Annotated in this window: 25 protein-coding genes; 11 read left to right on the top strand and 14 right to left on the bottom strand. The window is 42.3% G+C overall.

The annotated features are described in order from the left end of the window. Positions 1-65 precede the first annotated feature (65 nt). Entirely contained in the window at positions 66-1190 is a 1125-nt protein-coding gene (locus HG267_RS09700) for a phosphotransferase enzyme family protein (protein WP_045869886.1), read from the top strand. After that, positions 1187-1738, top strand: coding sequence for a DOMON-like domain-containing protein (locus HG267_RS09695; protein WP_045869885.1), 552 nt, complete (start codon positions 1187-1189; stop codon positions 1736-1738). Before HG267_RS09700 ends, HG267_RS09695 begins: the two co-directional genes overlap by 4 nt. A gap of 544 nt (positions 1739-2282) precedes the next feature. On the opposite strand, the gene HG267_RS09690 is transcribed toward HG267_RS09695, so the two are convergent. The 7 genes from HG267_RS09690 to HG267_RS09660 form a co-directional block, all read right to left on the bottom strand. Beyond that, positions 2283-2945, bottom strand: a complete 663-nt coding sequence (locus HG267_RS09690; protein ID WP_045869884.1) for a Na(+)/H(+) antiporter subunit B — start codon at positions 2943-2945, stop codon at positions 2283-2285. Further along, entirely contained in the window at positions 2945-3511 is a 567-nt protein-coding gene (locus HG267_RS09685; RefSeq protein ID WP_045869883.1) for a DUF4040 domain-containing protein, read from the bottom strand. The genes HG267_RS09690 and HG267_RS09685 overlap by 1 nt, the downstream gene beginning before the upstream one ends. Continuing rightward, positions 3504-3782 carry a monovalent cation/H(+) antiporter subunit G gene (locus HG267_RS09680; RefSeq protein WP_071989378.1) on the bottom strand — a complete coding sequence of 93 codons (279 nt, stop codon included), beginning with the start codon at positions 3780-3782 and terminating at the stop codon, positions 3504-3506. Before HG267_RS09680 ends, HG267_RS09685 begins: the two co-directional genes overlap by 8 nt. Further along, positions 3779-4030 (bottom strand): hypothetical protein, encoded by a 252-nt coding sequence (locus HG267_RS09675; RefSeq protein ID WP_045869881.1) that lies wholly within the window; start codon positions 4028-4030, stop codon positions 3779-3781. The genes HG267_RS09680 and HG267_RS09675 overlap by 4 nt, the downstream gene beginning before the upstream one ends. Continuing rightward, on the bottom strand, positions 4030-4416 hold the full coding sequence (locus HG267_RS09670) for a Na+/H+ antiporter subunit E (protein WP_045869880.1): 387 nt from the start codon (positions 4414-4416) through the stop codon (positions 4030-4032). The genes HG267_RS09675 and HG267_RS09670 overlap by 1 nt, the downstream gene beginning before the upstream one ends. 131 nt (positions 4417-4547) lie before the next feature. Continuing rightward, positions 4548-5975 carry a cation:proton antiporter gene (locus HG267_RS09665; protein ID WP_045869879.1) on the bottom strand — a complete coding sequence of 476 codons (1428 nt, stop codon included), beginning with the start codon at positions 5973-5975 and terminating at the stop codon, positions 4548-4550. A gap of 218 nt (positions 5976-6193) precedes the next feature. Next, a complete protein-coding gene (locus HG267_RS09660) occupies positions 6194-6538 on the bottom strand; it encodes a cation:proton antiporter subunit C (protein ID WP_045869878.1) in 345 nt (114 codons plus the stop codon). Positions 6539-7187: 649 nt separating this feature from the next. On the opposite strand from HG267_RS09660, the gene HG267_RS09655 reads away from it, so the two are divergent. The 3 genes from HG267_RS09655 to HG267_RS09645 all read left to right on the top strand — a co-directional run bounded on the left by HG267_RS09655 (position 7188) and on the right by HG267_RS09645 (position 10572). After that, positions 7188-7331: a hypothetical protein gene (locus tag HG267_RS09655; protein ID WP_155539171.1), complete on the top strand. Its 144-nt coding sequence runs from the start codon at positions 7188-7190 to the stop codon at positions 7329-7331. Positions 7332-7594: 263 nt separating this feature from the next. Next, complete coding sequence (locus tag HG267_RS09650; RefSeq protein WP_045869876.1) at positions 7595-8506, top strand: hypothetical protein; 912 nt, start codon at positions 7595-7597, stop codon at positions 8504-8506. Between the two features lie 143 nt (positions 8507-8649). After that, complete coding sequence (locus tag HG267_RS09645) at positions 8650-10572, top strand: Hsp70 family protein (protein WP_045870117.1); 1923 nt, start codon at positions 8650-8652, stop codon at positions 10570-10572. 323 nt (positions 10573-10895) lie between these two features. Here the strand turns inward: HG267_RS09645 and HG267_RS09640 are convergent, their stop codons facing one another. Beyond that, complete coding sequence (locus tag HG267_RS09640; protein WP_228045422.1) at positions 10896-11222, bottom strand: hypothetical protein; 327 nt, start codon at positions 11220-11222, stop codon at positions 10896-10898. 317 nt (positions 11223-11539) lie between these two features. Here HG267_RS09640 and HG267_RS09635 point away from each other — a divergent pair, with 317 nt between their 5' ends. After that, a complete protein-coding gene (locus tag HG267_RS09635; RefSeq protein ID WP_045869874.1) occupies positions 11540-12487 on the top strand; it encodes a nucleotidyl transferase AbiEii/AbiGii toxin family protein in 948 nt (315 codons plus the stop codon). 261 nt (positions 12488-12748) lie between these two features. On the opposite strand, the gene HG267_RS09630 is transcribed toward HG267_RS09635, so the two are convergent. Next, positions 12749-13933, bottom strand: coding sequence for an AGE family epimerase/isomerase (locus HG267_RS09630; RefSeq protein ID WP_045869873.1), 1185 nt, complete (start codon positions 13931-13933; stop codon positions 12749-12751). Positions 13934-14635: 702 nt separating this feature from the next. On the opposite strand from HG267_RS09630, the gene HG267_RS09625 reads away from it, so the two are divergent. The 3 genes from HG267_RS09625 (at position 14636) to HG267_RS09615 (ending at position 16979) form a co-directional block, all read left to right on the top strand. Beyond that, entirely contained in the window at positions 14636-14824 is a 189-nt protein-coding gene (locus tag HG267_RS09625) for a DUF4089 domain-containing protein (protein WP_045869872.1), read from the top strand. Then, complete coding sequence (locus tag HG267_RS09620) at positions 14821-16194, top strand: Asp-tRNA(Asn)/Glu-tRNA(Gln) amidotransferase GatCAB subunit A (RefSeq protein ID WP_045869871.1); 1374 nt, start codon at positions 14821-14823, stop codon at positions 16192-16194. The genes HG267_RS09625 and HG267_RS09620 overlap by 4 nt, the downstream gene beginning before the upstream one ends. A gap of 167 nt (positions 16195-16361) precedes the next feature. Continuing rightward, entirely contained in the window at positions 16362-16979 is a 618-nt protein-coding gene (locus HG267_RS09615) for a hypothetical protein (protein ID WP_045869870.1), read from the top strand. A 40-nt stretch (positions 16980-17019) separates the two neighbouring features. Here HG267_RS09615 and HG267_RS09610 read toward each other — a convergent pair whose 3' ends face one another. Further along, positions 17020-18048, bottom strand: coding sequence for a 2-hydroxyacid dehydrogenase (locus HG267_RS09610; protein WP_045869869.1), 1029 nt, complete (start codon positions 18046-18048; stop codon positions 17020-17022). Positions 18049-18065: 17 nt separating this feature from the next. Between HG267_RS09610 and HG267_RS09605 the strand changes: the two genes are divergently transcribed. Next, positions 18066-18407, top strand: coding sequence for a hypothetical protein (locus tag HG267_RS09605; RefSeq protein WP_045869868.1), 342 nt, complete (start codon positions 18066-18068; stop codon positions 18405-18407). Positions 18408-18585: 178 nt separating this feature from the next. Here the strand turns inward: HG267_RS09605 and HG267_RS09600 are convergent, their stop codons facing one another. Continuing rightward, positions 18586-18708, bottom strand: coding sequence for a hypothetical protein (locus HG267_RS09600; RefSeq protein ID WP_263420042.1), 123 nt, complete (start codon positions 18706-18708; stop codon positions 18586-18588). A 132-nt stretch (positions 18709-18840) separates the two neighbouring features. Here HG267_RS09600 and HG267_RS09595 point away from each other — a divergent pair, with 132 nt between their 5' ends. Continuing rightward, positions 18841-19041 carry a hypothetical protein gene (locus HG267_RS09595; protein WP_155539167.1) on the top strand — a complete coding sequence of 67 codons (201 nt, stop codon included), beginning with the start codon at positions 18841-18843 and terminating at the stop codon, positions 19039-19041. A gap of 536 nt (positions 19042-19577) precedes the next feature. On the opposite strand, the gene HG267_RS09590 is transcribed toward HG267_RS09595, so the two are convergent. The 3 genes from HG267_RS09590 to HG267_RS09580 all read right to left on the bottom strand — a co-directional run bounded on the left by HG267_RS09590 (position 19578) and on the right by HG267_RS09580 (position 22910). After that, positions 19578-19889 (bottom strand): DUF5615 family PIN-like protein, encoded by a 312-nt coding sequence (locus HG267_RS09590; protein WP_045869866.1) that lies wholly within the window; start codon positions 19887-19889, stop codon positions 19578-19580. After that, positions 19886-20182, bottom strand: a complete 297-nt coding sequence (locus tag HG267_RS09585; RefSeq protein ID WP_045869865.1) for a DUF433 domain-containing protein — start codon at positions 20180-20182, stop codon at positions 19886-19888. The genes HG267_RS09590 and HG267_RS09585 overlap by 4 nt, the downstream gene beginning before the upstream one ends. 112 nt (positions 20183-20294) lie before the next feature. Next, complete coding sequence (locus tag HG267_RS09580; RefSeq protein WP_045869864.1) at positions 20295-22910, bottom strand: tetratricopeptide repeat protein; 2616 nt, start codon at positions 22908-22910, stop codon at positions 20295-20297. Positions 22911-22940: the final 30 nt, after the last annotated feature.

The raw sequence follows: 22940 nt of genomic DNA, 5'->3' as shown, positions 1-22940 counted from the left end.
AAACTTAGGCTACGATATCCCCTATTCCTCTTGGTTCGTTACGTGGGGAGTAGTCCAGGTTAAATATGAGCATCATAGAAGATATCAAAACCCAAAGTACAGACAATCTAGTTTCTATTGCTGAACAATTCGCGCTTCAGGGTGAGGTGACAAGTGTTCAGGCTTTTGGTAGCGGTAATATTAATGACACTTTTTTAGTAACTAAAAATTCCTTAGAAAATCAGAATTTTGTTCTCCAACGTATTAATACACAAGTATTCCGCCAGCCACAACTGATTATGCGTAATATGTGTATTTTTACTGAGCATATTCGTCAAAGGTTAGAGCAAAAACCACTTAACCGCCGTTGGGAAGTACCAAGTGTACTATTAACTAAAGATACACAAGACCATTGGCGGGATGCAGATGGTTCATTTTGGCGGGCGATTAGTTTTATTGCAGGTTCGCAGTCTTTTGATACGATGGGCGATCGCTCTCAAGCTCCCGAAGTCGGCTATGCTTTGGGGATGTTCCATAATCTGATCAGCGATTTACCACCAGAAAAACTCGCTGATACTTTAGAAGGCTTCCACATTACACCCCGCTACCTGCAACATTACAACGAGGTTTTGCCGAAAACCACTGTGAAGCCAACCCCAGAGGTAAATTATTGCTTGCAATTTGTGAGCGATCGCCAACTTTTTGCCAGTACTCTGGAAGATGCAAAAGCTGCGGGTAAGTTACCACTGCGGCTAATGCATGGCGATCCGAAAATTAATAATGTGATGTTTGACACCGCAACTGGGCTTGCTGTCAGTGTCATTGATTTAGATACCGTCAAGCCGGGTTTAGTACATTACGATATTGGCGACTGTTTGCGTTCTGGTTGCAATCCCGTTGGGGAAGAAACAGAAGATTGGGAAAGCGTGACTTTTGATACTGAGACTTGCCAAGGTATATTGCAAGGTTATCTTGCTGTTGCTAAGGCGTTTATGACAGAAAATGACTATGCCTATATATATGATGCAATTCGTTTGATTGCTTTTGAATTAGGGTTGAGATTTTTTGCTGATTATTTAGCTGGGAATGTCTATTTTAAAGTGAAGTATCCAGAACATAATTTAGCGCGGGCGCTGGTGCAATTTGCGCTGACAAAAAGTATTGAATCTCAAGAAACAGCAATTCGCGCCATAATTGGGGATGTGAAATGAATCATCAGTCATTTTCTCTGCAAACTTTTCCGGGTACTGAAAAATTTCCCGATGTTAAAATTGCAGGTGATATCGCCCGTAATGGTAATAAATTGACTATTCAATATAGGCTGTTGGGGGATATTAAAAAAATTGCCATTACCCCACCCTCAGCCACACCATTACGAAAGCACGGATTATGGCAAAATACTTGTTTTGAGTTCTTTATTGGTATTAATAATTCTCCCCAATATTGGGAATTTAACCTGTCACCTAGTGGTGATTGGAATATTTACCGCTTTGATGATTATCGTCAAGGAATGGAAGAGGAAGCCGCTTTTTCCACACTTCCATTTATTGTGCAACAGCAAACGGAGAGTGTAGAAATAAATTTAGATTTGGATTTGGATAAAATTATTGCCACAGAACAAGCCCTAGAAGTTGCAATTACCACTGTGATTAAAACCCAAGATGGTGATGTAACTTATTGGGCTTTAACTCATCGAGGTGCTGAGGCTGATTTTCACCTGCGAGATAGTTTTATTTTGGAATTACCTGCGGCAAATTAAGCTGTAGGATGCGTTACAACGCATCCTACTTTAATTGCACTGCTCTACTTATAACAATTTAAATAATGTTTGCTACACATTAATATATTCTAGAGGGCAAGGTAATGCCTATTGGTGTCAACTTAACGTGAAACTCGCTCTTGTGCAAGGTTTCGCCCTCACCCCCAGCCCCTCTCCCGCAGGGAGAAGGGAGCAAGAGATTTAGTTCTCCTTCTCCTGGGGGAGAAGGGGTTAGGGACTTCCAAATAAAAAAATATCCCAGTATTTATTGTGGGGTGGACATCTTGTCCGCCCAGTTTATGTGGCGGGCAAGATGCCCGCCCCACAAGATGGAATAATTTATTTCTTGAAAATCCCTTAGGGGATGAGGGCACGAGGTATTTGTACAACGCCCGTCCTATATAGCTTTTAGCTTAAGTTGACACGTATGGGTAATGCCTTGCCCCTACAATTTGTTGCATTCTTTTTTCAAATTGGTATTACAACAATTGTTCCGTTACCAATGACAAATGATAGTAGGATGCGTTACAACGCATCCTACAAATCACAACAATCCGCGATAGCGAATAAATACCAAAATCGCCGCCCAAGAACCCAAAGCTACTTTAATCGCAACTAGGATATTGAGAATAGGTATAATTCCGCCGCTAAAAAGTGCGCCCATTTCTCCGTGAGGTAATTCATAACCTGACAAAGTGATTACCGCCAGCACAATGAAAATTAGCACTGAAACTTTTTCCCATATAGCAGCGTGCCAGCGTTGGTAAATTGCTTGCATCCACTCTGGGGATGAGGTAATTGCTATAAGTCCGATCGCAGTTCCTCCGGCTACACCAGCTGCAAAACCACCACCTGGTGTCAAATGTCCGCGAATGGCTAACTCGATGCTTACTAGTGAGGTAATTGTGGCACCTAAACGCGCTAGCACAATTGAGGGTTTATCAGTGAAATTATAAATGGCGCAGGATGGTCTTTCGTTCGCCAACAGATAATAAGCGCCCATGATGGCGATTGTAAATACTATGACCTCGAAAATCGTGTCATAAAGCCGATTGCGGAGAATAATGACTGTTACCGCATTGGGGATACCACCATCTTTAACAATCGATTCCACAATTGAGAAATCTGGAAGTTGTGGTGCAGGATTGGGTAAGACAATCATTTTGATATACAGCGCTACCCCGGCGGCGATGTAAATCCATTTCATCATGATTTATGTTCCTCCCCTAACTCTGGTGTATTTACATAGGTGAGGCTGGTTGTTGGTGATGAAAGTTCGCTTTGCATGATGTCATAAACTCGTTTTACCCTCACAGCAGTGTGATAGGCCAAGTTTTCATCATTTTGTTCGAGTTTGCTACAGCTAGCATGAACTTCTTTATCTAGCAGCGCCCGTTCTAAAGCTTGTTGGTTTGGGTAGGGAACGAGTTCTAGGCGCATGTGGCGTTTGCTAAAAATTCTGCGTAACTCGTCCGTAATTTGCCCAAAATGGCTGTCTGGTAAAGCATCGCCATCTTGGATGATACCGAGACGCATGACTAGGGATGAACGGACGGCGATCGCATACAGTGTAATCGCCAGCATTGTACCTACTAATGCTTCAGTTAAAGCTACATCGGCAGCGCCTAAAAGCACATATAATAATGCTGCTATGGCTCCTAGTATTCCTCGCATTACTAAGGCACTGTAGGGATTGACTTGCATGATCAGCATACAAGCAGACATGGGCAGCAAGGCAGTGATGAAATAGATAAACAAATCGTATTTAGTCATCATTACCTCCACTTGTAGAACAGTAAGCCAACACGTAACCCAGCATTGTGTTCCAGATTGCCAAGCAAATAATGCCAAGAATCAGCAAAGGCCATTCCCTGGGTATTTTCAGCAGCAAACCAAAGACGATACTCATCGAACCCAGGGTGTCGGAAACTGAAAGAGTATGCAGCTTGAATAAAAGCGATCGCTTTCCCAAAAGAAATGATGTTCCCCAAAACCAGAAGCAAATACCGATAATTATGCAGGTATAACTTAGAACTGTAATCATACATCACCCATGCGTTTTAGTACATTTGCTAGCAGCATTAACGCCGCATTCCCCACACTCAGGATGATCACCCCAACAATGCCAATCATCCAGTCATCACGTAAGACTGAGGCAACCAAAATCATCACGGAAGCTTTAGAGGAGATACTGGCAAATGCCAACATTTTTTGCCAAACGTGATCGTTTCTCCATGCTTCGTAGATGGGTATAAGTAAAGCCAAAATCATGGCAATTACTATCAGGTTCATCAGGCTTTCCTCCGTTGAATCCGGTGGACTTCATACCAGCCATCTTCGTGATATTTCACGACAATGGTTTTGGGTGTAAAGGTAATAATGAAAATATCTAAAAAGATGAGTCCGGGTGTTCTTCTGGCGGGAACACGTTCCATGACAATTTCTTCTTCTGTATGGGGTTGGAAAATGATTTGCAATGCTTCGATATAGGCGGTGGGTATTGCTTTTAATCCTTGCCACAAAGCCCGCAGCCAATCTTTTAATTTTTCTCGTGATTGGTGATTGTGTGGCAATAACAGGGCAATACTGACACCGATGATGATATTTGCCACAGTAAAATTAGCGGTGAGCAGGAACCAAATAGCCAGCCGCAATAATATATTTAGATATCCAGTCATACAATTTTGGATTTTAGATTTTGGATTTTGGATTGAGTTAAGAGATGAATTTGGGTGTTTGTAATCAGAAATTGTTAAATTCAAAAAACTTGTTTTCTATGCTTGAATTTTGCATTAAAAATGCACAAAAATTATGGAAATACCATCCAGAAAAGTAGTACTAACATCAGACTCATAAAACCGATGAGATGCTCAAATTGCTCAAGTAACCGGGGTAGCTTGACTGATAATCTTTGCACTATGAAAAAATAGACAAGCCAGCCAATAGCGATGGTTACAAGTGGTTTGATGATATTCGCAACTGTATAAGCATCATAATAGGCAACATTGGCGACAATTAGCCCAACAATTAACAGGATTACCCCAGGCCAAAAACCGGGTTTGACTTCTCCTGTACCACCTCGGGGTAAAAAGATGAATTTGGCAAAAGATATTGCAGTTCCCAAAGCTGCGACATTCATGGCGATAACTTGCCAAGGTGCGAGATTTTTCATTGTCAAAACTTTTGCCCCAAACCCAGATAATAAGGGAAAGCCGGATATTGAGAAGCTAGCAATAACAAGGGCAATCCAAATAGCAGTATTGATGGGCTTGTGTTGCAGTTCTTTGAAGTTGCGGCTGGGTAAAGCACCTGCAATCAAAAACAGTGCGGATTTGACTAAGCCATGTGTCAGCGCATAAAAACCCCCAACTGCTGGTGCAGCTAAGATGAAACCTAACTGGGAAATAGTGTGAAACGCCAGCATCCGCTTAGTATCTTTCTCAAACATGGCGTAGAAAACTCCTAAAAGTGCTGTTCCTACACCAAAAATTCTGATGATGGGGTCAATTTCATCTAAAGCCAGCGCACACCTGACTAGAGGATAAACTCCGGTTTTAACAACGACTCCTGAAAGTAAGGCTGAGACTGGAGTTTCTGATTCCGAGTGTGTCAGGGGTAGCCATAACCCCGATACAAACACCCCGCCTTTGACTAGTAATCCCAAACCAATCAAAGCAAAAGCTTCTGGTGGCGAACCAAGTAAAGCCGAGAAAGCAAAGGAATGATTTGTTTGATAAGCCAGTACCGCACCGACCAAGTAAAATAACATGGCGACATTGCTAATAAACAAATAGCGCAAAGCCACCCAAATTGACCTATCAGTGCGGGGATAAGCTATTAAGAGAAAGGCAGCAATGCCACTGACCTCTAACGCCACATATAAACTGATAAAATCTGCACAGGCAAAAGCAGCATTAACGCTACCATGTAACATCAAGGTTTGAGCGTAAAAAAAAGCTGTCTTATCGCTTTGCCAACAGTAAAGAATGACCGCAGTTGTTACTAGGGCATTTGTTAGGATAAAGTAAGCTGTCAATTCATCCAGTGTTAAAGTCACACCGAAGTTATCCAGCAATTTTAATTCTAGTGGCGATCGCTGCCAAAATAACTGCGCTGCATATCCAGCCGAAGCTAAACCCATAGCTAACGCCAGGTATTTGTCCAGCTTGGGTAGTAAATAAATGACGAACCCCACCAAAAATGGTAGTGTAATCCAGGCGAGTGTAATGGTAGTCAAGTCGCTTCGCTCCAATTCAAAATTAAAAATTCGTCTTGAAAAGTTTGCTCAAGTCGGGAAACCCGCCCACGCAACTTTTGTCTTCGACACGCTACGCGAACGCAAAATTCAAAATTAAAGACAATTAGCGGGGGCTTGAAACCCAAAATTAATTAATTCAAAATTATTTTTATTATTTATTTTGAATTTTGCACTTTGCATTTTGAATTCAAAAAAGGTCATGGCGTATTGTTCTTCTCGATTTCACTGCTTTCCAAGGTGGGATTATCCCGTGACAATTTCATGACACCGACTAGCATTAAAGCTTGAATCGAAAAGCCGATGACAATCGCCGTCAAGATGACAGCCTGGGGAACTGGATCGGCAAAAGCGCCTTTGTTAACAGTTGATAAAATTGGCGTAAATAAGCCTTCCCGTGACGCAATAAGCACGTAATAGGCAATCACTCCCGTACTCATGACATCCATTGAGACGATTTTCATCACCAGATTTTTCTTGAGAATAATGCCAAAAAATCCGCATAATATAGTGGCGAATACACTTGCTTCTAATACAGGAATCATCTGTAAGGGAACTCCAAAAAATAAATTATTCCGTTTAAATCGTTGACTGTTGACTGTTGACTGTTGACTGTTGACGGTTCACAGTTAACAGTCAACGGTCAACCGTGAACAATAACAATGGAATGTTTTTTTACTTGGAAGTCCCTAAAGTAAGGGTTAACCTTGATTAATTTTGCAGAAATATGCTGATAAGTAGAAAAGCAAAATATAGAAGACAATTACAGTCTTTTACTCAAGAAAAAACTTCAAGAGTTTTAGCACGTTAGAGATACTAACGCTTCATTTGCCAGGAAATCTTGTTTTTGATTTTGCTTGACTACTTACTATGAAAAAAAGCTTTAACCATAATCAGGACATGCAAATTCTAGGACATCCTTGATATCAGGTAATTTCCCCAACCTCTGATGACAAGAAACGGAGTTCTTGTTTTTCTTTGGGATTGAACAAATTTGGAGAATGTTCTGAACACACCCATGATTTTTGACACTAGGCTTTAGTGTTTTTAATAATTTGACACGGTTATTAACTCAACAATATGTCGTTTGTGGTACTCAAAGCAAGAATTTGGCATCAGTAGTCCTTATGGACTGCATACATTAAGACAATGATTCGCTATGAGGAATACTTGTCGGTTAAGGGAAAAAGGGGAATGGGGAATGGGGAATGGGGAATGGGGAATGGGGAATGGGGAATGGGGAATGGGGAATGGGGAATGGGGAATGGGGAATGGGAAATAAAAAACCTTGAACCCCTAACCTTGAACCTTTTACCCTTGAAGCGGCTGGGAACGTAAAAGCGTAGGATGCGTTAGGGACTTCCAAGAAATAAATTATTCCATCTTGTGGGGCGGGCATCTTGCCCGCCACATAAACTGGGCGGACAAGATGTCCACCCCACAATAAATACTGGGATATTTTTTTATTTGGAAGTCCCTTATACCATTTTGAAAAAAGAACGCGACAGATGGGTAGGATGCGTTACAACGCATCCTACAGCAATTTAATTGCTAATTGAATTACTCTAATATTAGTAATATTTAAAGTATATTTAAAAGCTATGAAAAAAATTACTACACTTTTTACTGAAGAACGCAACCAACTACAGATAGATATTGAAAGTGCCAAGAGTATTGATGCTGTAGTTAAGCTAGTTCAAAATCGATTAGATAATTTAGAAAGAGTTTACATTAGTGAACTAAATTTAACACAAGTGCGCTTGGCAGCATTTTTTCTAGATATGCTGAGACAATCTATCAGCAATCTAGCAGCAGCAAATTTTCAGCCCGTTACTACAAAAGAAGCAGAGCAAATTATTAACCCAATTAGCAAAGTTTCCGCCAACAGATTAATTATCAAATTGCTCAAAGTGCTGCTTTATTTGGGAATTGTAGGTTGGTTATTTTATTTAAGTAAAACTACACCCGGCGCTTGGATGGGGATTTTATTAACTGCTGTGCTTTTGGGTTTAGAAGTAGTGCTACAACTCGATAAAAGTAATGCAGAAGAAAATTCAACATCGCTAGAAACCTGGAAATTATCTCAACCTACCTTGCGGGTTGATAGCAAAATTTTGTTAGATAACCTAGCTGATGCACTCAACACCATCGACTTAGCAGTTGCTAGATTTGCAGAAGGAAACAAATCAACGGGTGAAACTGGGATAGAAGAACTTCCAGAGTTGTTGGGTTTTTTGCAAAAGCTGATGGGTGCATCATTTTTGGATAAACCCCAAATGGCGATCGCACTGACGCAACTCCTCCCCCAAATTTTAATGGAACAGGGAATCCGCGCCCAAATTTATAAAGCCAACGACACTACAAGCGATCGCAATTATTTCGATTTTGAGCCGAGTATCGACCCTGAAACCCAAGATTACGTTACTTTAACACCAGCACTGCTAAAAGGCGATCGCTTGCTGCGACGGGGTAGAGTCATTGAACCAGCGTATTCTCAGGCTAGAGAATCATAAGCAAAAAAATTAAATTGTCCTTTGTTATTTGTTATTAGTCATTTGCATTGACAAAGGACAAAGCGCAAAGTCTGAGCGGAGGAAACCTCCGATCAGAACTTTGTAAGAGAGGACTAATGACAAATGACATTCTTATTAAGAGTATGGAAATTTTAGAAACAGTCGGTTTTGATTTGGGACATGGTGAAACAGCTGTAGCCAAAGCTATAGTCGAGAGTATTGAACCTCCACAAATGCTGGAGGTGAATAATAAGAAAAATCAAATTACAGCCCTTGGTTGGCATCCTAAATTGGGTTATCTTGTGGGAGAACAAGCTTTAATTCAAGCTGGCGTTACTCGACTAGAAATTTCCTTTAAAGAAAAACCTAAAAATGATGCTAAATATCGCGAAACTATTAGCACATTTGTGGCAAATTACTACCGCTTATTAAAAGAAAGTAAACAAATTGAAGGCGGGGAAACTACATACTTTTATGTGGGTTGTCCTTCTGGGTGGTCAGTGAGCGATCGCAGCGAATATCAAAAGCTACTGCAATCAGCCGGGATTGATTTATTAAATGTTGTTCCTGAGTCGCGGGCTGCTTTTATGCAAGCCAAAGAAGCGGGGAAATTAGAGTATGAAAAGCTACTTTCTTCAGTATTAATTGTTGATATTGGTTCTTCAACTACAGATTTTACCCTGGTGAAAAGTTTACAGGAAATTCCTATAGATTTTGGCAGTAATATTTTAGGTGCATCATTAATTGACAAAGCTATCTTTGAACGCACTCTTGCTAAACATGAGCAAAGAAACTTACTAGAAAAAGTCTTTGCCGAATATCCTCACCACCAAGCACGTTGTGAACTAGCTTGTCGCAAAACTAAAGAAGATTACTTTTCTAATGAACAGCTATATAGCGATGCTCAATCATTTGCCCGTGGTTTTGAGTCTATCAATGAACAAATTTATTTTATCCCCCAAGTTAATAAATTAATTATGGAGGAAATCTTGCATCAACCTTTAGCTGCGTTGGCGGGAAAGAGTTGGATGCAAGCATTTTGTGAAGCAGTCCAAGAAGCAAAAGAACAGCTAGATAAACAAGGAATAGTACCAAAAATTTTGCTGATGACTGGTGGTGCATCGCGGATGAAATTTACCCACCAAATTTGTCAAGAAATATTTCCCGAACCGGAAACACTTCTGCGTCCCGATCCAGAACCAGAACGTTGCATAGCATTAGGTTTAGCACGTGTTGGGAGATGGGATTTGCGGGCTACAGCCTTTAAACAAGAAGTTAACAAACTGGTAGAATCGAACAAGCTAGAAGAATTAATTTCACGGCATATTCCCGAATTAATTGAATTGTTAACCCAGCCTCTAGCCAATGGTTTAATTGAAAATGCCGTGCGCCCAGGAATCAAAGATTGGCAGAAAAATAAAATCAAGACCTTAGCCGATTTAGAAACCTCAATGAAAAATCGCGCAGAAGATTGGTTACAAGGTAATATCGCCCAACAAATAATTAATAATCAATGCATTAGTTGGTTTAACAAAAAAATTCAACCAGACTTAGCAGCAGAAACCGATCCCATCTGCCGAAAATTTCAAATCCCTAGAAGTAGTTTGAGATTTGAAGATAGTATAGACCCAGCTTTTGTTAACCCAGAATTAAGAATTGGCGATGCCATTCTTGCCGAAACTGTAGGGTTGATTGTTAACGTCATCATTGGTGGCGGTACTCTTGCTAGCATCATCACCTTAGTACTCACCGGACATTTTACCTGGCCCATTGCATTAGTATATGGTGCTTCCGCGATCGCAGCCGGAATGGAGTTCAATCGTAAAGGTGTACAAGATGCAATCAAAGCCAATGTAGATGTTCCTGGCTGGTTGCGTTCGAGTTTTTTGAATGACAGAAAAATTGACGAAATGTGCGAGAGAATCCAGCCAGAGTTAGAGCAAGTTTTTCAAGAACAACTGACAGCTAATCAAGAAGCTTTTGATAAGTTAATCGCCAAAGTTGAGCAAGGATTAGAAACTGCACTTTCCACCAAAGTACAAGAAGCAATCATCCTTATCCAATGAAAAACTCCACCCCCTTTTGGGTGGAGTTTTTGGGCATAGGGCATTGGGAATGGGGCATGGGAAAGTGTTGCCAATGCCAATTAATGAATAGAATAACCTCGTCCACTAACGGATTAAATTTTCCCGTCGCTTTCAATGAAATATCATCTGAATGAATTGGATAATCTTTTTTCTAGAAGTTCCTAAGCTCAAAATATCAACATAGAAGCTGCTGCAATTTACGCGCAATACGGAAACGTTAACACAGAAGCTGCTACAACTTGCGCGGAACACGGAAACGTTCAAGCTGAAGCTGCTACAGCTTGCGCGGAACACGGAAACGTTCAAGCTGAAGCTGCTACAGCTTGCGCGGAACACGGAAACGTTAAAGCTGAAGCTGCTACAACTTGCGCGAAATACGGAAACGTTAAAGCTGAAGCTGCTACAGCTTGCGCGGAACACGGAAACGTTAAAGCTGAAGCTGCTGCAACTTGCGCGAAATACGGAAATGTTAAAGCTGAAGCTGCTACAACTTGCGCGAAATACGGAAACGTTAAAGCAGAAGTTGCTACAGCTTTAACAGAAGCTGCTACAGCTTTTGCAAAACAAGAAAACATCAAAGTAGAAGTTATGCCAATTTGAAAAAAGAATGCAACAGACTGTAGGGGCAAGGCAGTGCCCACCTGTGTCAACTTAACGTGAAACCCGTTCTTGTGCAAGGTTTCGCCCTCACCCCCAGCCCCTCTCCCACGGGGAGAAGGGAGCCAGAGATTTAGTTCCCCTTCTCCTGCGGGAGAAGGGGTTAGGGGATGAGGGCGCGAGGTATTTGTACAACGCCCACCCTATATCGCTTTTAGCTGAAGCTGACACCAATGGGCAGTGCCTTGCACTCTAGAATATATTAATGTGTCGCCAACATTATTTGATTCTGTATTACTCAAGCCAAGGTTAGCCCACCTAAAATTTCTCATGCTATCTGTAATGGTCTATGACAATTACACCTCAAATTGAAATACCAGATAAATTGCCCTTCTTAGAAAAATTATGTTGGCAAAGAGTAGATTTGCAAAATATTACTCTTTTAGAAATGCTCAAAATATATGAGCGAGGCTGGCATTATCGAGGTATTTTAGGAGATTTGAGCCAAACAGAAGCATTATTTGTGCAAGATTTAGCTAAATATTATGATTCATGGCTAGGGGCGCAGATGTTTGTTAGGGAATTTCATCAAAAAATTTTTAATGTACTGAATCAACTAAATGCTAATTTCTTATTAGAATGTGGCGCATATTTTGGCGATAGTACTCTAATTAGTTTAAACAATGGCGAATATAGATTAAGCAAAGATATAGATTTTCTCTGTTCTACAGGTACAGGCTATAGGTTATTGCGAAAGGCAATATCTGAACATCAATATAATGCCCTTTTTAATACCCAAAATAACTTCAAATTACCCAGAGAAATCAAGGCTGACCAATATGGTGTGAGATTTGCAATTCTAGCAGATGAAGTTTTAATTAAATTTGAAATTATTATGGAAGGGCGTATCGAATTGGGAGAACCAGCATATCCCAGTTGGTCGCCTGTACCATGCCTAAATCAAATTGATAGTTTTGCGGAAAAACTTTTAGCCAATTCTGATAGATGGAACGATTCTTCTGTAGAATCCAGAGATTTAATTGATTTGGCTATGCAAAGGCTCAAGTCTCCCATTCCTCAGCAAGCTATTGATAAAGCAGAAGCAGCTTATCCTGTGATTGAACCTTTAAAAGAAGCAATATTATTTTTCCAAAATCATCCCAATTATCGCGACAAATGTTTTACGGCTTTGGGAATTATTCAAGCAAGTAACATTATTGATGGTATTGATTTAATGGCGACAGATTTTTGTTTAGAAAAAACAGCCAGAACATTTAGCGAATCTCAAGCAGAATAATATAGTAATAATAAAATTGCGAGGTGAACATTGTCTTGAGGGCAAGGCACTGCTCATACGTGTCAACTTAAGCTAAAAGCTATATACGGCGCGTGTTGTAAAAAAACCCTCGCCCTCATCCCCTAACCCCTTCTCCCGCAGGAGAAGGGGAACTAAATCTCTGGCTCCCTTCTCCCTGCGGGAGAGGGGCTGGGGGTGAGGGCGATTAGAAAAATCCAGTATCACATCAGGTTAATTTTATCTGCGTTTATCGGTGGTTAATTATCCAACAGTTTGTGAACTCAACGCCTCAAATTGTTGCCAACAAAGATACAAGGCACGGGGTACATGAAAACAGCCTTTCCATTTACCGCCTTTAAGATTTAACAATACTTCCCCACGCCGATTTAAATACCCAAACCACTCACCATATTCAGGATCGGCAAAGTGCGACCAAGTATAATTATGCATCTTATTATACCATTCTCGGCATTCAGCACGCCCCGTTAAGCGATCGCCCATTGCTAACGCCACCAAAGATTCTAAATGCACCCACCACAGCTTTTGATCCCATTCCAGTTGTTGGGGAGGATGTCCCTTTGCATCCATGAAGTAATACAAACCGCCATATTCATCATCCCAAGCGAAATTCAGGATATTTAGCACCACATCCACCGCTTGGTTAATGGTTTTGGTATCATTGCGGCGGTTGGCAATATCCATAATGAACCACATCGCTTCGATACCATGTCCGGGGTTAATTAATCTCCCCTCAAAACAATCTACGTGAGAACCGTCCGGCGCAACGCTTTCATACATTAGCCCTCGTTCTTTGTCGAGGAAATCGTTCATCACTTCCTGAACTGTTAAATCTAGGACTTTCTCTAAGGTTTCGCTGGGTAGTAACCATGCCATTTCCAGGGTGAGGTTAGCTAAAATCATCGGTACAGCCAAGGATTTCATCGGGCGTGTACCTGGGTAAGCCTTGGTATATTTGCCCTTGGGGTTATCCTTGCGGCGCAAAACATTATTGTAAGCTTGCATAGCGATATCCCTTGCCCAATCTTCACCACAGGCGAGGGCGTATTGGCTAAAAGCCATTGCTGCAAAGCAATCAGAAAAAATATTGTAAGGTTGGACTAAAGGCTCACCTTCACGAGTTAAGGCGAAATACCAGTTACCATCGCTATCTCTACCATGTTGAGAAAGGAAATTCGCACCATTAGTAGCAATTTTTAGCCAATCGTCGCGTTTCTCTAGCTGGTTATACAGCATCGAGAAAGTCCACACCTGACGATTTTGCAACCAGATAAATTTATCTGTGTCATACACTTTACCTTGGCGATCCAGGCAAGTAAAATAACCGCCTTGTTCCCAATCTATTGAGTATGTTTCCCAAAATGGGAGTACATCGTGCAGCAGCGTGTTTTTATAAAGTTCAGCTAGTTCTTGAAAATCCTGCCCCATAAATGCCCCCAGCTTTGTACTAAAACTAACAGCGTTAATTATTACCGAATTTTAGATTTGAGATTTTGAATGTTGGACTGACGATTGAAAATTTAAAATTTCAATAAGTTTGTTCGCGTAGTGTTACCAGAAGGGGCAAGGAGAATAGGGATCTCGTACAAGCTCCGTTTATAAGGAGCGCTTACACAGCAATACAGTCCAGATAAGTTCATTAGTGATTGATTTGTTAGTTGTGGAGACAGCTAGCACAATTGGGGGATTCTCCCCCAAACCCCCGATTGGGGGACGGTTGCGTCCCCCAAACCCCCTCCAAAATTATTGTTTTTGTTGTCAATTTATTTTCTTAACTGAACTGTATTGGCTTATACGGGGCGAAGTCCAAGCTCCGTTCCAATACTGCTCGGTTAAGGATTTTCAAGTCGGAATTTGGTTTGGGGAAAAGGTGTTCGCGTAGGGTCTCCGCAGGAGAAAGGGTAAGGGTTAAAGGTTTTTTCTTGCCCCTTTTTCCCTTCCCCTTTTGCCCTTAACCGACAAGTATTGAGATCCGTTCCGGTCTTCCCCCTCTGCTCCCTTGTTAACCAGAAGCTAGCCTCAAATTGAGAGCTTGGGAGTCATAATTTGGTAAATTTTGTTTCAGGTGATTAATTTGGCATCAGGGGCAAATAGCTGTAAATGTAGCTGAAACAATTGCGAAGAGGAAATATGGAAAGTCGAGAATTCGATGTGGGTGAGTATGTTGAGCAGATGGCGTTGTTGGTAAATTTACAACTGCGGGATGAGTACCGTGATGGAGTGGTGGCAAATTTTGAGAGAATCAAAGCGATCGCTCAACTCGTGAATGATTTTCCTATAGCTGAAGAAGTTGAAGTTGCACCTGTGTTTGAACCATGAATGATGCTGTATCAATAGCGGCGGCTATACGTGCGGGTAAGGTTAGCGCTGTGGAAGTTACTAAAGATGCTTTAGCCACAATTGCGGCGCGCGATCGCGAAATCAATGCTTTTACGGCGGTAATTGCGGAAACTGCTTTGGCTGATGCAGCACGCATCGATAAGGAAATTGCCCAAGGTAACAATCCTGGTGCTTTGGCGGGTGTACCTTTTGCCGTGAAAAACCTCTTTGATGTCGCTGGGTTAACAACTCTCGCAGGTGCAAAAATTAATGCCGAAAATCCCCCAGCTAGCCAAGATGCAACCTTAGTAGCCAGGTTGAAACAAGCTGGTGCGGTGTTGGTGGGTGCGTTAAATATGGATGAGTACGCCTATGGGTTTATGACAGAAAATGCCCATTATGGTGCTACTCATAATCCCCATGATTTACAGCGTGTCACTGGCGGTTCTTCAGGTGGTTCGGCGGCGGCTGTAGCTGCGGGGTTGGTTCCGTTAACGCTGGGTTCTGATACTAACGGTTCGATTCGCGTTCCGGCTGCCTTTTGTGGAATTTTTGGTTTAAAACCGACTTACGGTAGGTTATCGCGGGCTGGGGTAGCTTTATTTTCCACCAGTTTTGACCATGTTGGCCCCTTTGCTCGTTCGGTGCGGGATATTGCGACGGCTTTTGATATTCTCCAAGGAGAAGACGATCGCGATCCGGTATGTACAAAACGCCCACCGGAATTATGTTTACCTCAAATTCACGAAGATATATCTGGTATTAGATTTGCCATTGCTGGGGATTACTATACTCAGGGTGCAGAACCGGAAGCCTTGTTAGCAGTGGAACAAGTCGCCCGGGCTTTGAATGTAACTGAGTATGTAACGCTACCAGAATCCCATCGCGCCAGGGCTGCAGCGTTTGTGATTACCGCCAGCGAAGGCGCAAATCTGCATATAGAGAGATTGCGATCGCGTCCCCAAGATTTTGATTTTGCCACACGCGATCGCTTTTTAGCTGGGGCTTTAATCCCGAGTCAATGGTATTTGCAAGCCCAGAGATTTAGAAGATGGTATCGCGATCGCGTGCGAGAAATCTTTCAAAATGTCGATATAATTCTGGCACCAACTACACCAATGGTAGCGCCATTAATTGGGCAAACCACGATGGTTTTAGATGGACAAGAAATTATCATTCGTCCCCATCTGGGATTATTTACGCAACCATTATCTTTTATTGGCTTACCTGTCATCTCAGTACCAATTCAACGCCCCAACGCTTTACCTTTAGGCGTGCAATTAATAGCCGCACCCTATAATGAAGCCTTAATTTTAAAAGTCGCATCTTTCCTCGAAGCGCAGGGTATAGTCTCAGCGCCAGTGGTTTGAAGAGGGGGAAAAGGGGAAAGGTTAAAGGTTAAAGGTTTTTCCCTTTCCGCCTCCGCTTTCTCAAAAGTTAAAGGATAAACGTTTTCCCCTTCCCCTCTTCCCCTTTCCCCCTTCCCCTTCTTACATGTTGATCTACCATACGATCAGAGAATTTCAAGAGTGTATTTATGACTGCTGAAGTAACACCTACGGCTAAACCTGATTTGGCGATATTATTGCAAGCTGCGGCTGCTTATTGCGGTGAAGGTGGTAAACTTCCGACTGCTGCTTTGGTTGTGGATGCGTTGCTAGCAGCAGAAAAAGCAGCCAAGCAGGAAAGATTAATCTATAACTTTGAGTCGCTTGTGGGTAAATGGCGGCTTTGCTTTGCTACGGGTACTCGCAAGGTGAGACAGCGCGGGGGAATTGTTTTAGGTAAGGGTGTATATATGCCCAAATTTGCTGCAGCATATATTTCTTTTAGCCAAACTTCCGAAGCAGATTTAGGTAAAGGCGAAATAGAAAATCAGGTGCAAGTCGGCCCAGTATTATTGAAGTTGTCAGGGCCAGCCAAATATTTAGGTAAGAAAAATCTCTTAGCGTTTGACTTTACGCAAATGCAAATTAGCCTATTTAATTATGTTGTGTACAACGGACAAATTCGCTCTGGTAAAGTTGAGAATCAAGATTTTTACACCCAACCAATCGCAAAGCAAGCCTTTTTCGCCTTCTTCCTAGCTACAGAAGATTTTATCGCGGCTCGTGGTCGTGGCGGTGGATTGGCGCTGTGGATTAGAGAGAAATAATACCAATTCATAATTACGAATTACGAATTGGTATAAATGTTTAGCTTACCAAGACCTTATTATGTCCGGGTTGGGGTTGGGGACAGATTTCGTAGGGGCAGTCTCTTCCCTGTTCAAAGTCAGTAATATTTGATAGAGTTGTCTCCGCGATATTATGTAGGGCTTCTTCTGTAAAGAAGGCTTGATGTCCGGTGATTAAGACGTTGGGGAATGTTGTCAGGCGTTGAAAGGTGTCGTCTTGAATGATTTCCCCTGACAAATCTTCAAAGAATAATTCTGATTCTTGCTCGTATACATCAACACCAAGATAACCAATTTGACCGGATTTTAAGCCTTCAATCACGGCTTGGGTATCGATAAGGGAACCTCGGCTGGTGTTAATTAACATCACACCTGGTTTCATTTGCGCGATCGCATTTTCATTGATTAGGTGATGAGTTTCTGGAGTTAGGGGACAATGTAGGGAGATGATGTCAGATTTAGCGAATAGTTCTGGTAATTCTACATATTTACCACCCATTGCTTCTATTCCAGGGTTTTGATAGACATCATAGGCAAGGATGTTACAGCCAAAACCTCTCATAATTTGCCCTAAAATTAAACCGATTTTGCCTGTTCCAACAATCCCGACTGTGCGTCCATGCAGATTGAATCCTAGCAAGCGATTGAGGGAGAAATTACCATCTCGAACTCGGTTATAGGCGTGATGAATTTTGCGATTGAGGCTTAAAATCAAGCCTACGGCGTGTTCTGCGACACCATAGGGCGAGTAAGCTGGAACACGTGATACTCGAATTCCTAATTCTGCTGCTGCATTGAGATCTACGTTGTTAAATCCGGCACAACGGAGAGAAACCAGGCGAGTTCCGTTTGCGGCGAGAATTTTTAAAGTGGAAGCGTCAACCTGGTCATGGACAAAGGGACAAACGGCTGGAAAGCCAGCTGCTAAAATGGCGGTGTCTCTATCTAAACGTGGTTCAAAGAATACCAATTCGTGCTGTTTAGAAGAATTTGCAGCTTCCAAAAACTGCCGGTCGTAGGCTTTAGTACTGAAGACTGCTACTTTCATGCAAAACCTTAAGTTTGATGCTGCATAGTTTCCGACTACATAATAGCTTGACTTGGGGACGTGCGATCGCTCTTGCAATGGTTGTCAGTCCTGGGTCTGAAGCTGTGTGTCAGCTATGGTGGAATTACAGCAAAACTTTAGAATTGGGGAATGGGGAATGGGGAATGGGGAACTCGGGGCCCCCTCTGGGGATAAGGGGTAATGGGGAATGGGTAATGGGTAATGGGGATTGGGTGAGGGTTTTAAATATTTGTAGTGGTTACTGGATTTATTTTACTCAGTACTTAGCACTCGCAACTCAGCACTTTCTTGAGATAAATAGGCGGATGGGCCTTGCCATCGGTATCCGCCTCAGATAAACAACAATACTATGAACTTAGTCTATGATTACAGCTAATGCAGCCATTTTGCTAGGGATAAATTGCAAGATAATCATTGATTTAATGTAAAAACTGTATTCCATTGTGGCGATCGCATCTATCTTTGTGATGAAAGTAACACTTTTTAGGGACTACGAGGCTGTCTGCTTCGCCATTATTAATCTTGATGTAGCTGGTTGAGCAGATGTGTGCTTTTTTGCTCCCACCATTGATCATTAACTTCTATTACTTCTCCGCTTTCAAGTCCGGCAATTAAATCTTCTTCTATCTTTTCTTGCATTTTGCGTTTTTGGCGTTGGTTGATTAATTCTTTTAAGCATTCGCTGATTGAAGCTTTTGAAAAAAGAATGCGACAGATGGACAGTAGGGGCACGGCATCTACAATCTTTTGGTATATGTAATTATCTTACTGGTGCCGTGCCCTTACAAAGAATTGCTCTCACCCCAAGATAATAAAAAGCCTGCATTAGCAAGCCTGAGTTCCTTTAGCCAAGAGTTTCAGAAGCGATCGCGATCGCGTCCAGCTACCATTTCGCGTTCATGTTCGCGTATTTCCGCAGCGCTGGGGGTTTTGAAGCCAAAATACGCAGCAATTAAGGCGGTGATTGCATGAAGCCAGACGTAGAAAGTCTCCTACATACTTGGCGATCGCACTTTTGTTGAAGAGAAAATGCGATCGCTTCTATAATCTATTCTTCACCCCAAGCGCTCAAAAATTCTACTTGATTTTGCATCTCCTCTGCTGACCGAAAATTAATGACGCGCAAGCCCCTAGATTCATCTATGGGGATAAGCGTCTAGGCGATTTTAATCGCCGCCCAACATGGTACGATTAGCATAGCTACATAAAAGAAAAGTAGCTCACCTACGTACTGCGAAAGCTCGGTTATTTGGACATCGGTAACCTGGTTAGTAGAGAGGATCGGGGTATTAAACATAAAAGTATCTGGGTTAATTCCCAGTAGTCGGGACGATGGCGTTCCCCACAGAGAAATCTGTGTAGCCCGTAGAATCTGCTCTACCAAGGGCAGTGGAAACGTGGAAACCCTGCTTGTGGAAACATTTTTCGACCATGAGTATCAGGGAAGAATCCCCCAGCTTTTCATGAAAACGAGCGATAGCGTTGTTTTCATAGCTGTGGGGAGTACGTCAATTGGCTGCAATTATTTTCAATAGGCGGCGCATTTGCTCACCTACAGAGTAACCTTGCTGTGCCAAGATAATACCAGCGTGAGATTGTTCGCTTTCTAATACAATTGTGTGCAACCGATAAAAGTCTCGCAGATTAAAACTGTAAATGACTCGTTGATTTTTTAAAGCCCAATTCAGTTGCTTTTCATCACTACAAGATATCATTCCTGCTTCTGCGACAGTAACCACATCTACACCACGAGCACGCAAAGCTTGCAACAGTCTGTTACTTTCTGCATCTTCATCTAAATATAAACGAATTAAACTCATTGTTGATGCTGTTTACTGTAGTGGAGTGCTGCTAATTCCTCATAGGCTGCTTGTTCTTCGGCTAAATCTGTATCAATTTCTGCTTGGTTAGCGTGATAATAAGTTAGTGCTGCATAAATTTGTACGAGTGTTAAGTGAGGTTTATCCGCAGCAATTTCTTCGGCGCTATAACCTTGCTTGTACAAAGCTGCTATTCGGCCTACAGATGTGCCTGTTCCGGCAATTATGGGACGACCGCTATGCAATTTAGGGTCTCTTGTAATTAGCGTACCGATATCAATGCTAGCTACCAAATGTTTTCTCCTACGATATTTTTCCTGATATAACTTAGGTTAACATTGCGATCGCACTTGACATTCAAGACAGTCGCTACGTAACTAAGTATCTCAGCATTTTAATTACGAATTACGAATTACGAACTACGAATTGAATTATTCTCTTAGCCAATCGCCACAGCAGGTAAAACGGGAAAATTACTATAGCTAAAAGAATTTGCAAAACCTGACGTAATCGACGTTTCCAAATGCCAACGAGAGTTAACTGACGTTGCAGAATTGTGAGATTTTCTCGAATTGTGACCGTAGTGGGATGATTAACACCTAACACCCGTTGACACATCGCCAAGGCTTGAACATACAGGGGTTCGGCTTCGCTGTACTTCCCATGCTTATCGTAGAGAAGAGCTAAATTGTTCAAGCTAGTGGCGATATCGGGATGGTCGCCTGCAAACAGGCGTTTTCTCATCGCTAGAGCTTGAATGTGGAGAGGTTCGGCTTCGCTGTATTTTTGTTGGCTTTTGTAGAGACTAGCTAAATTGTCCAAGCTTGTGGCGACATCGGGATGGTCGCCTGCAAACAGGCGCTTTCTCATCGCCAAGGCTTGAATGTAGAGAGGTTCGGCTTCGCTGTACTTCCGTTGGATGAGGTAGAGTCCTGCTAAATTGTTCAAGCTAGTAGCCACATTGGGATGGTCGCTTGCAAATAGACGCTTTCTCATTGCCAAAGCATCAATGAAAAGGGGTTCGGCTTCGCTGTACCTTCCTTGGCTACGGTAGAGACTAGCTAAATTGTTCAAGCTAAAAGCCACATTGGGATGGTCGCTTGCGAAAAGGCGCTTTGTGATCGCCAAGGCTTGAATGTGGAGGGTTTCGGCTTCGCTGTACCTCCCTTGGCTTTTGTAGAGACTAGCTAAATTGTTCAAGCTTGTGGCAACATCGGGATGGTCGCCTGCAAATAGGCGCTTTCTCATTGCCAAGCACTCAATAAAGAGAAGTTCGGCTTTGCTGTACCTCCCTTGGCTAAGGTAAAGATTAGCTAAATTGTTTAAGCTAAAAGCCACATTGGGATGGTCGCCTGCAAACAAGCGCTTATACATTGCCAAGGAATCAATGAAGAGGGTTTCGGCTTTGCTGTACCTCCCTTGCCTAAGGTAGAGTACTGCTAAATTGTTCAAGCTAAAAGCCACATCGGGATGGTCACCTGCAAATAAAACTTGGCAAACGTTGACGCATTCTTCATACCAAGGTTCTGCTAATTGATATAATCCTTGTCCTGCGTAAAATCTTCCCACTCCCACAAAGGCCCAAAGTACTTTATCTTGAGGAACTGATGCTGGGTAATTTATCTGATTTTCTGTTACTTGCTTAACTTCCGCAATTAACCTTTGTCCCAGGTCTTCGAGATGGGGAACTACATCTTTGATAAGTTCGATATCCTCAGAAGTGGGCGATTGGGGAACAGTTTGAGCAACTGCTATCATCGCATTAGCAAAGGTTTTTTCTAAAACTGATTTCATTTCGCCAGCACCGGCTAACTGTTCTTGCAAGAACCAGCGCACTAAGGCATGAATTTTATAATATCCGTCGCTGTCTTCTACTTGTTGCAACAAGTTGCGCTCGTAGAGTTGCTTTTTAGCTGTGTTTAATTCTTCTTCATTCCACCCCAGCAAAGCAGCGTTTTCACTTCCCTCCTCACTGGCGTTTAGGGTTTCGGGGTGGGGTGCTGTTATTTCTGTTTGCTCAATGTTTTGACTGTTTATTGCTACCCAAATTACTACATCCCAGAGAATTAATTGGGGAGCAAATAAACTCAAAAATCTGCCTAATTGTTGCGCTAGGGGGTCAAGTTCTGCCCATGTTAAGGCGAAGGCGGCTTTAACTCCTAGTTGAGTTGCGGTGAGAGTTTCGCGGTTTTGTAAGGCGGCTTCGGCTAATTTGCGTTCTTGCAACCACTTCAACATCATATCTAAAGCTAGATCCGGGTCACGGACTAAATAACCTCCTACTAACTCGATACCTAAGGGTAAATATTCTAAGCATTCACAAATTGCTGTGGCTGCAGTTGGTTGGTTTTCTACGCGTCTGTCTCTGTTTCCCAACAATCCTTTTAACAGTTCTACAGCTTTCCCTGGTTCTTTTTGGGGCGAGAGAACATCTAAGGGAATGGCTTGAATAAAGTTAGGGTCTAAAATTCGCAGGCGAGTAGTTACAAGAACGCAGAAGCGGTGGTCTTGGGGAACGACTTCGCGGAGGTTGGCTAGGTTAGTGACATCATCAAAGATGATTAAAATGGGTAAATTAGATTGGGGATATTGCGCCCAGCACCAAGCGACTTGTTCTTTGAGGCTTAACAGTCTTCCGCCTTGTTCTTGGGGAATCTCGAAGCCGAATTTCACAAAAAATTCCAAGACTGTGGCGGCGAGGTTGGTTTCTCGGTCGTTGAACCAGGCGATTCCACTATAATCTTGTTGATAGCGTCTGGCGTATTGGGTGGCTAATTCTGTTTTCCCTACCCCTCCCATGCCGGCGATAGCTACATAATCTCCGCGCTGCAATTGTTGATGGAGCATGGTGAGTTCGGTTTCTCGCCCGACAAAATGCACAGAACCGCGATAGGGGATATGATATTTGATGAGGTTGAGCTGTTTTTGACTTTCAATGATTTGAGTACCGATGTTTACCTGAGCGCCAGGAGCAGCAAAAACACCGATTTTCTCAGCAAACTTCCCAGATTCTTCAGGCATACATAGTTAAATTAACTGCGATCGCGGTGC

The sequence above is a fragment of the Tolypothrix sp. PCC 7601 genome, from assembly GCF_025677855.1.
Lineage (GTDB): Bacteria > Cyanobacteriota > Cyanobacteriia > Cyanobacteriales > Nostocaceae > Aulosira > Aulosira diplosiphon.
This window is presented reverse-complemented; position numbering and strand designations above follow the sequence as displayed.

Coding starts and splice junctions, on each gene's coding strand:
- HG267_RS09700 (WP_045869886.1), top strand. CDS start 66: ATGAGCATCATAGAAGATATCAAAACCCAAAGTACAGACAATCTAGTT.
- HG267_RS09695 (WP_045869885.1), top strand. CDS start 1,187: ATGAATCATCAGTCATTTTCTCTGCAAACTTTTCCGGGTACTGAAAAA.
- HG267_RS09690 (WP_045869884.1), bottom strand. CDS start 2,945: ATGAAATGGATTTACATCGCCGCCGGGGTAGCGCTGTATATCAAAATG.
- HG267_RS09685 (WP_045869883.1), bottom strand. CDS start 3,511: ATGACTAAATACGATTTGTTTATCTATTTCATCACTGCCTTGCTGCCC.
- HG267_RS09680 (WP_071989378.1), bottom strand. CDS start 3,782: ATGATTACAGTTCTAAGTTATACCTGCATAATTATCGGTATTTGCTTC.
- HG267_RS09675 (WP_045869881.1), bottom strand. CDS start 4,030: ATGAACCTGATAGTAATTGCCATGATTTTGGCTTTACTTATACCCATC.
- HG267_RS09670 (WP_045869880.1), bottom strand. CDS start 4,416: ATGACTGGATATCTAAATATATTATTGCGGCTGGCTATTTGGTTCCTG.
- HG267_RS09660 (WP_045869878.1), bottom strand. CDS start 6,538: ATGATTCCTGTATTAGAAGCAAGTGTATTCGCCACTATATTATGCGGA.
- HG267_RS09655 (WP_155539171.1), top strand. CDS start 7,188: ATGGGGAATGGGGAATGGGGAATGGGGAATGGGGAATGGGGAATGGGG.
- HG267_RS09650 (WP_045869876.1), top strand. CDS start 7,595: ATGAAAAAAATTACTACACTTTTTACTGAAGAACGCAACCAACTACAG.
- HG267_RS09645 (WP_045870117.1), top strand. CDS start 8,650: ATGGAAATTTTAGAAACAGTCGGTTTTGATTTGGGACATGGTGAAACA.
- HG267_RS09635 (WP_045869874.1), top strand. CDS start 11,540: ATGACAATTACACCTCAAATTGAAATACCAGATAAATTGCCCTTCTTA.
- HG267_RS09630 (WP_045869873.1), bottom strand. CDS start 13,933: ATGGGGCAGGATTTTCAAGAACTAGCTGAACTTTATAAAAACACGCTG.
- HG267_RS09625 (WP_045869872.1), top strand. CDS start 14,636: ATGGAAAGTCGAGAATTCGATGTGGGTGAGTATGTTGAGCAGATGGCG.
- HG267_RS09620 (WP_045869871.1), top strand. CDS start 14,821: ATGAATGATGCTGTATCAATAGCGGCGGCTATACGTGCGGGTAAGGTT.
- HG267_RS09615 (WP_045869870.1), top strand. CDS start 16,362: ATGACTGCTGAAGTAACACCTACGGCTAAACCTGATTTGGCGATATTA.
- HG267_RS09610 (WP_045869869.1), bottom strand. CDS start 18,048: ATGAAAGTAGCAGTCTTCAGTACTAAAGCCTACGACCGGCAGTTTTTG.
- HG267_RS09605 (WP_045869868.1), top strand. CDS start 18,066: ATGCTGCATAGTTTCCGACTACATAATAGCTTGACTTGGGGACGTGCG.
- HG267_RS09600 (WP_263420042.1), bottom strand. CDS start 18,708: ATGCAAGAAAAGATAGAAGAAGATTTAATTGCCGGACTTGAAAGCGGA.
- HG267_RS09590 (WP_045869866.1), bottom strand. CDS start 19,889: ATGAGTTTAATTCGTTTATATTTAGATGAAGATGCAGAAAGTAACAGA.
- HG267_RS09580 (WP_045869864.1), bottom strand. CDS start 22,910: ATGCCTGAAGAATCTGGGAAGTTTGCTGAGAAAATCGGTGTTTTTGCT.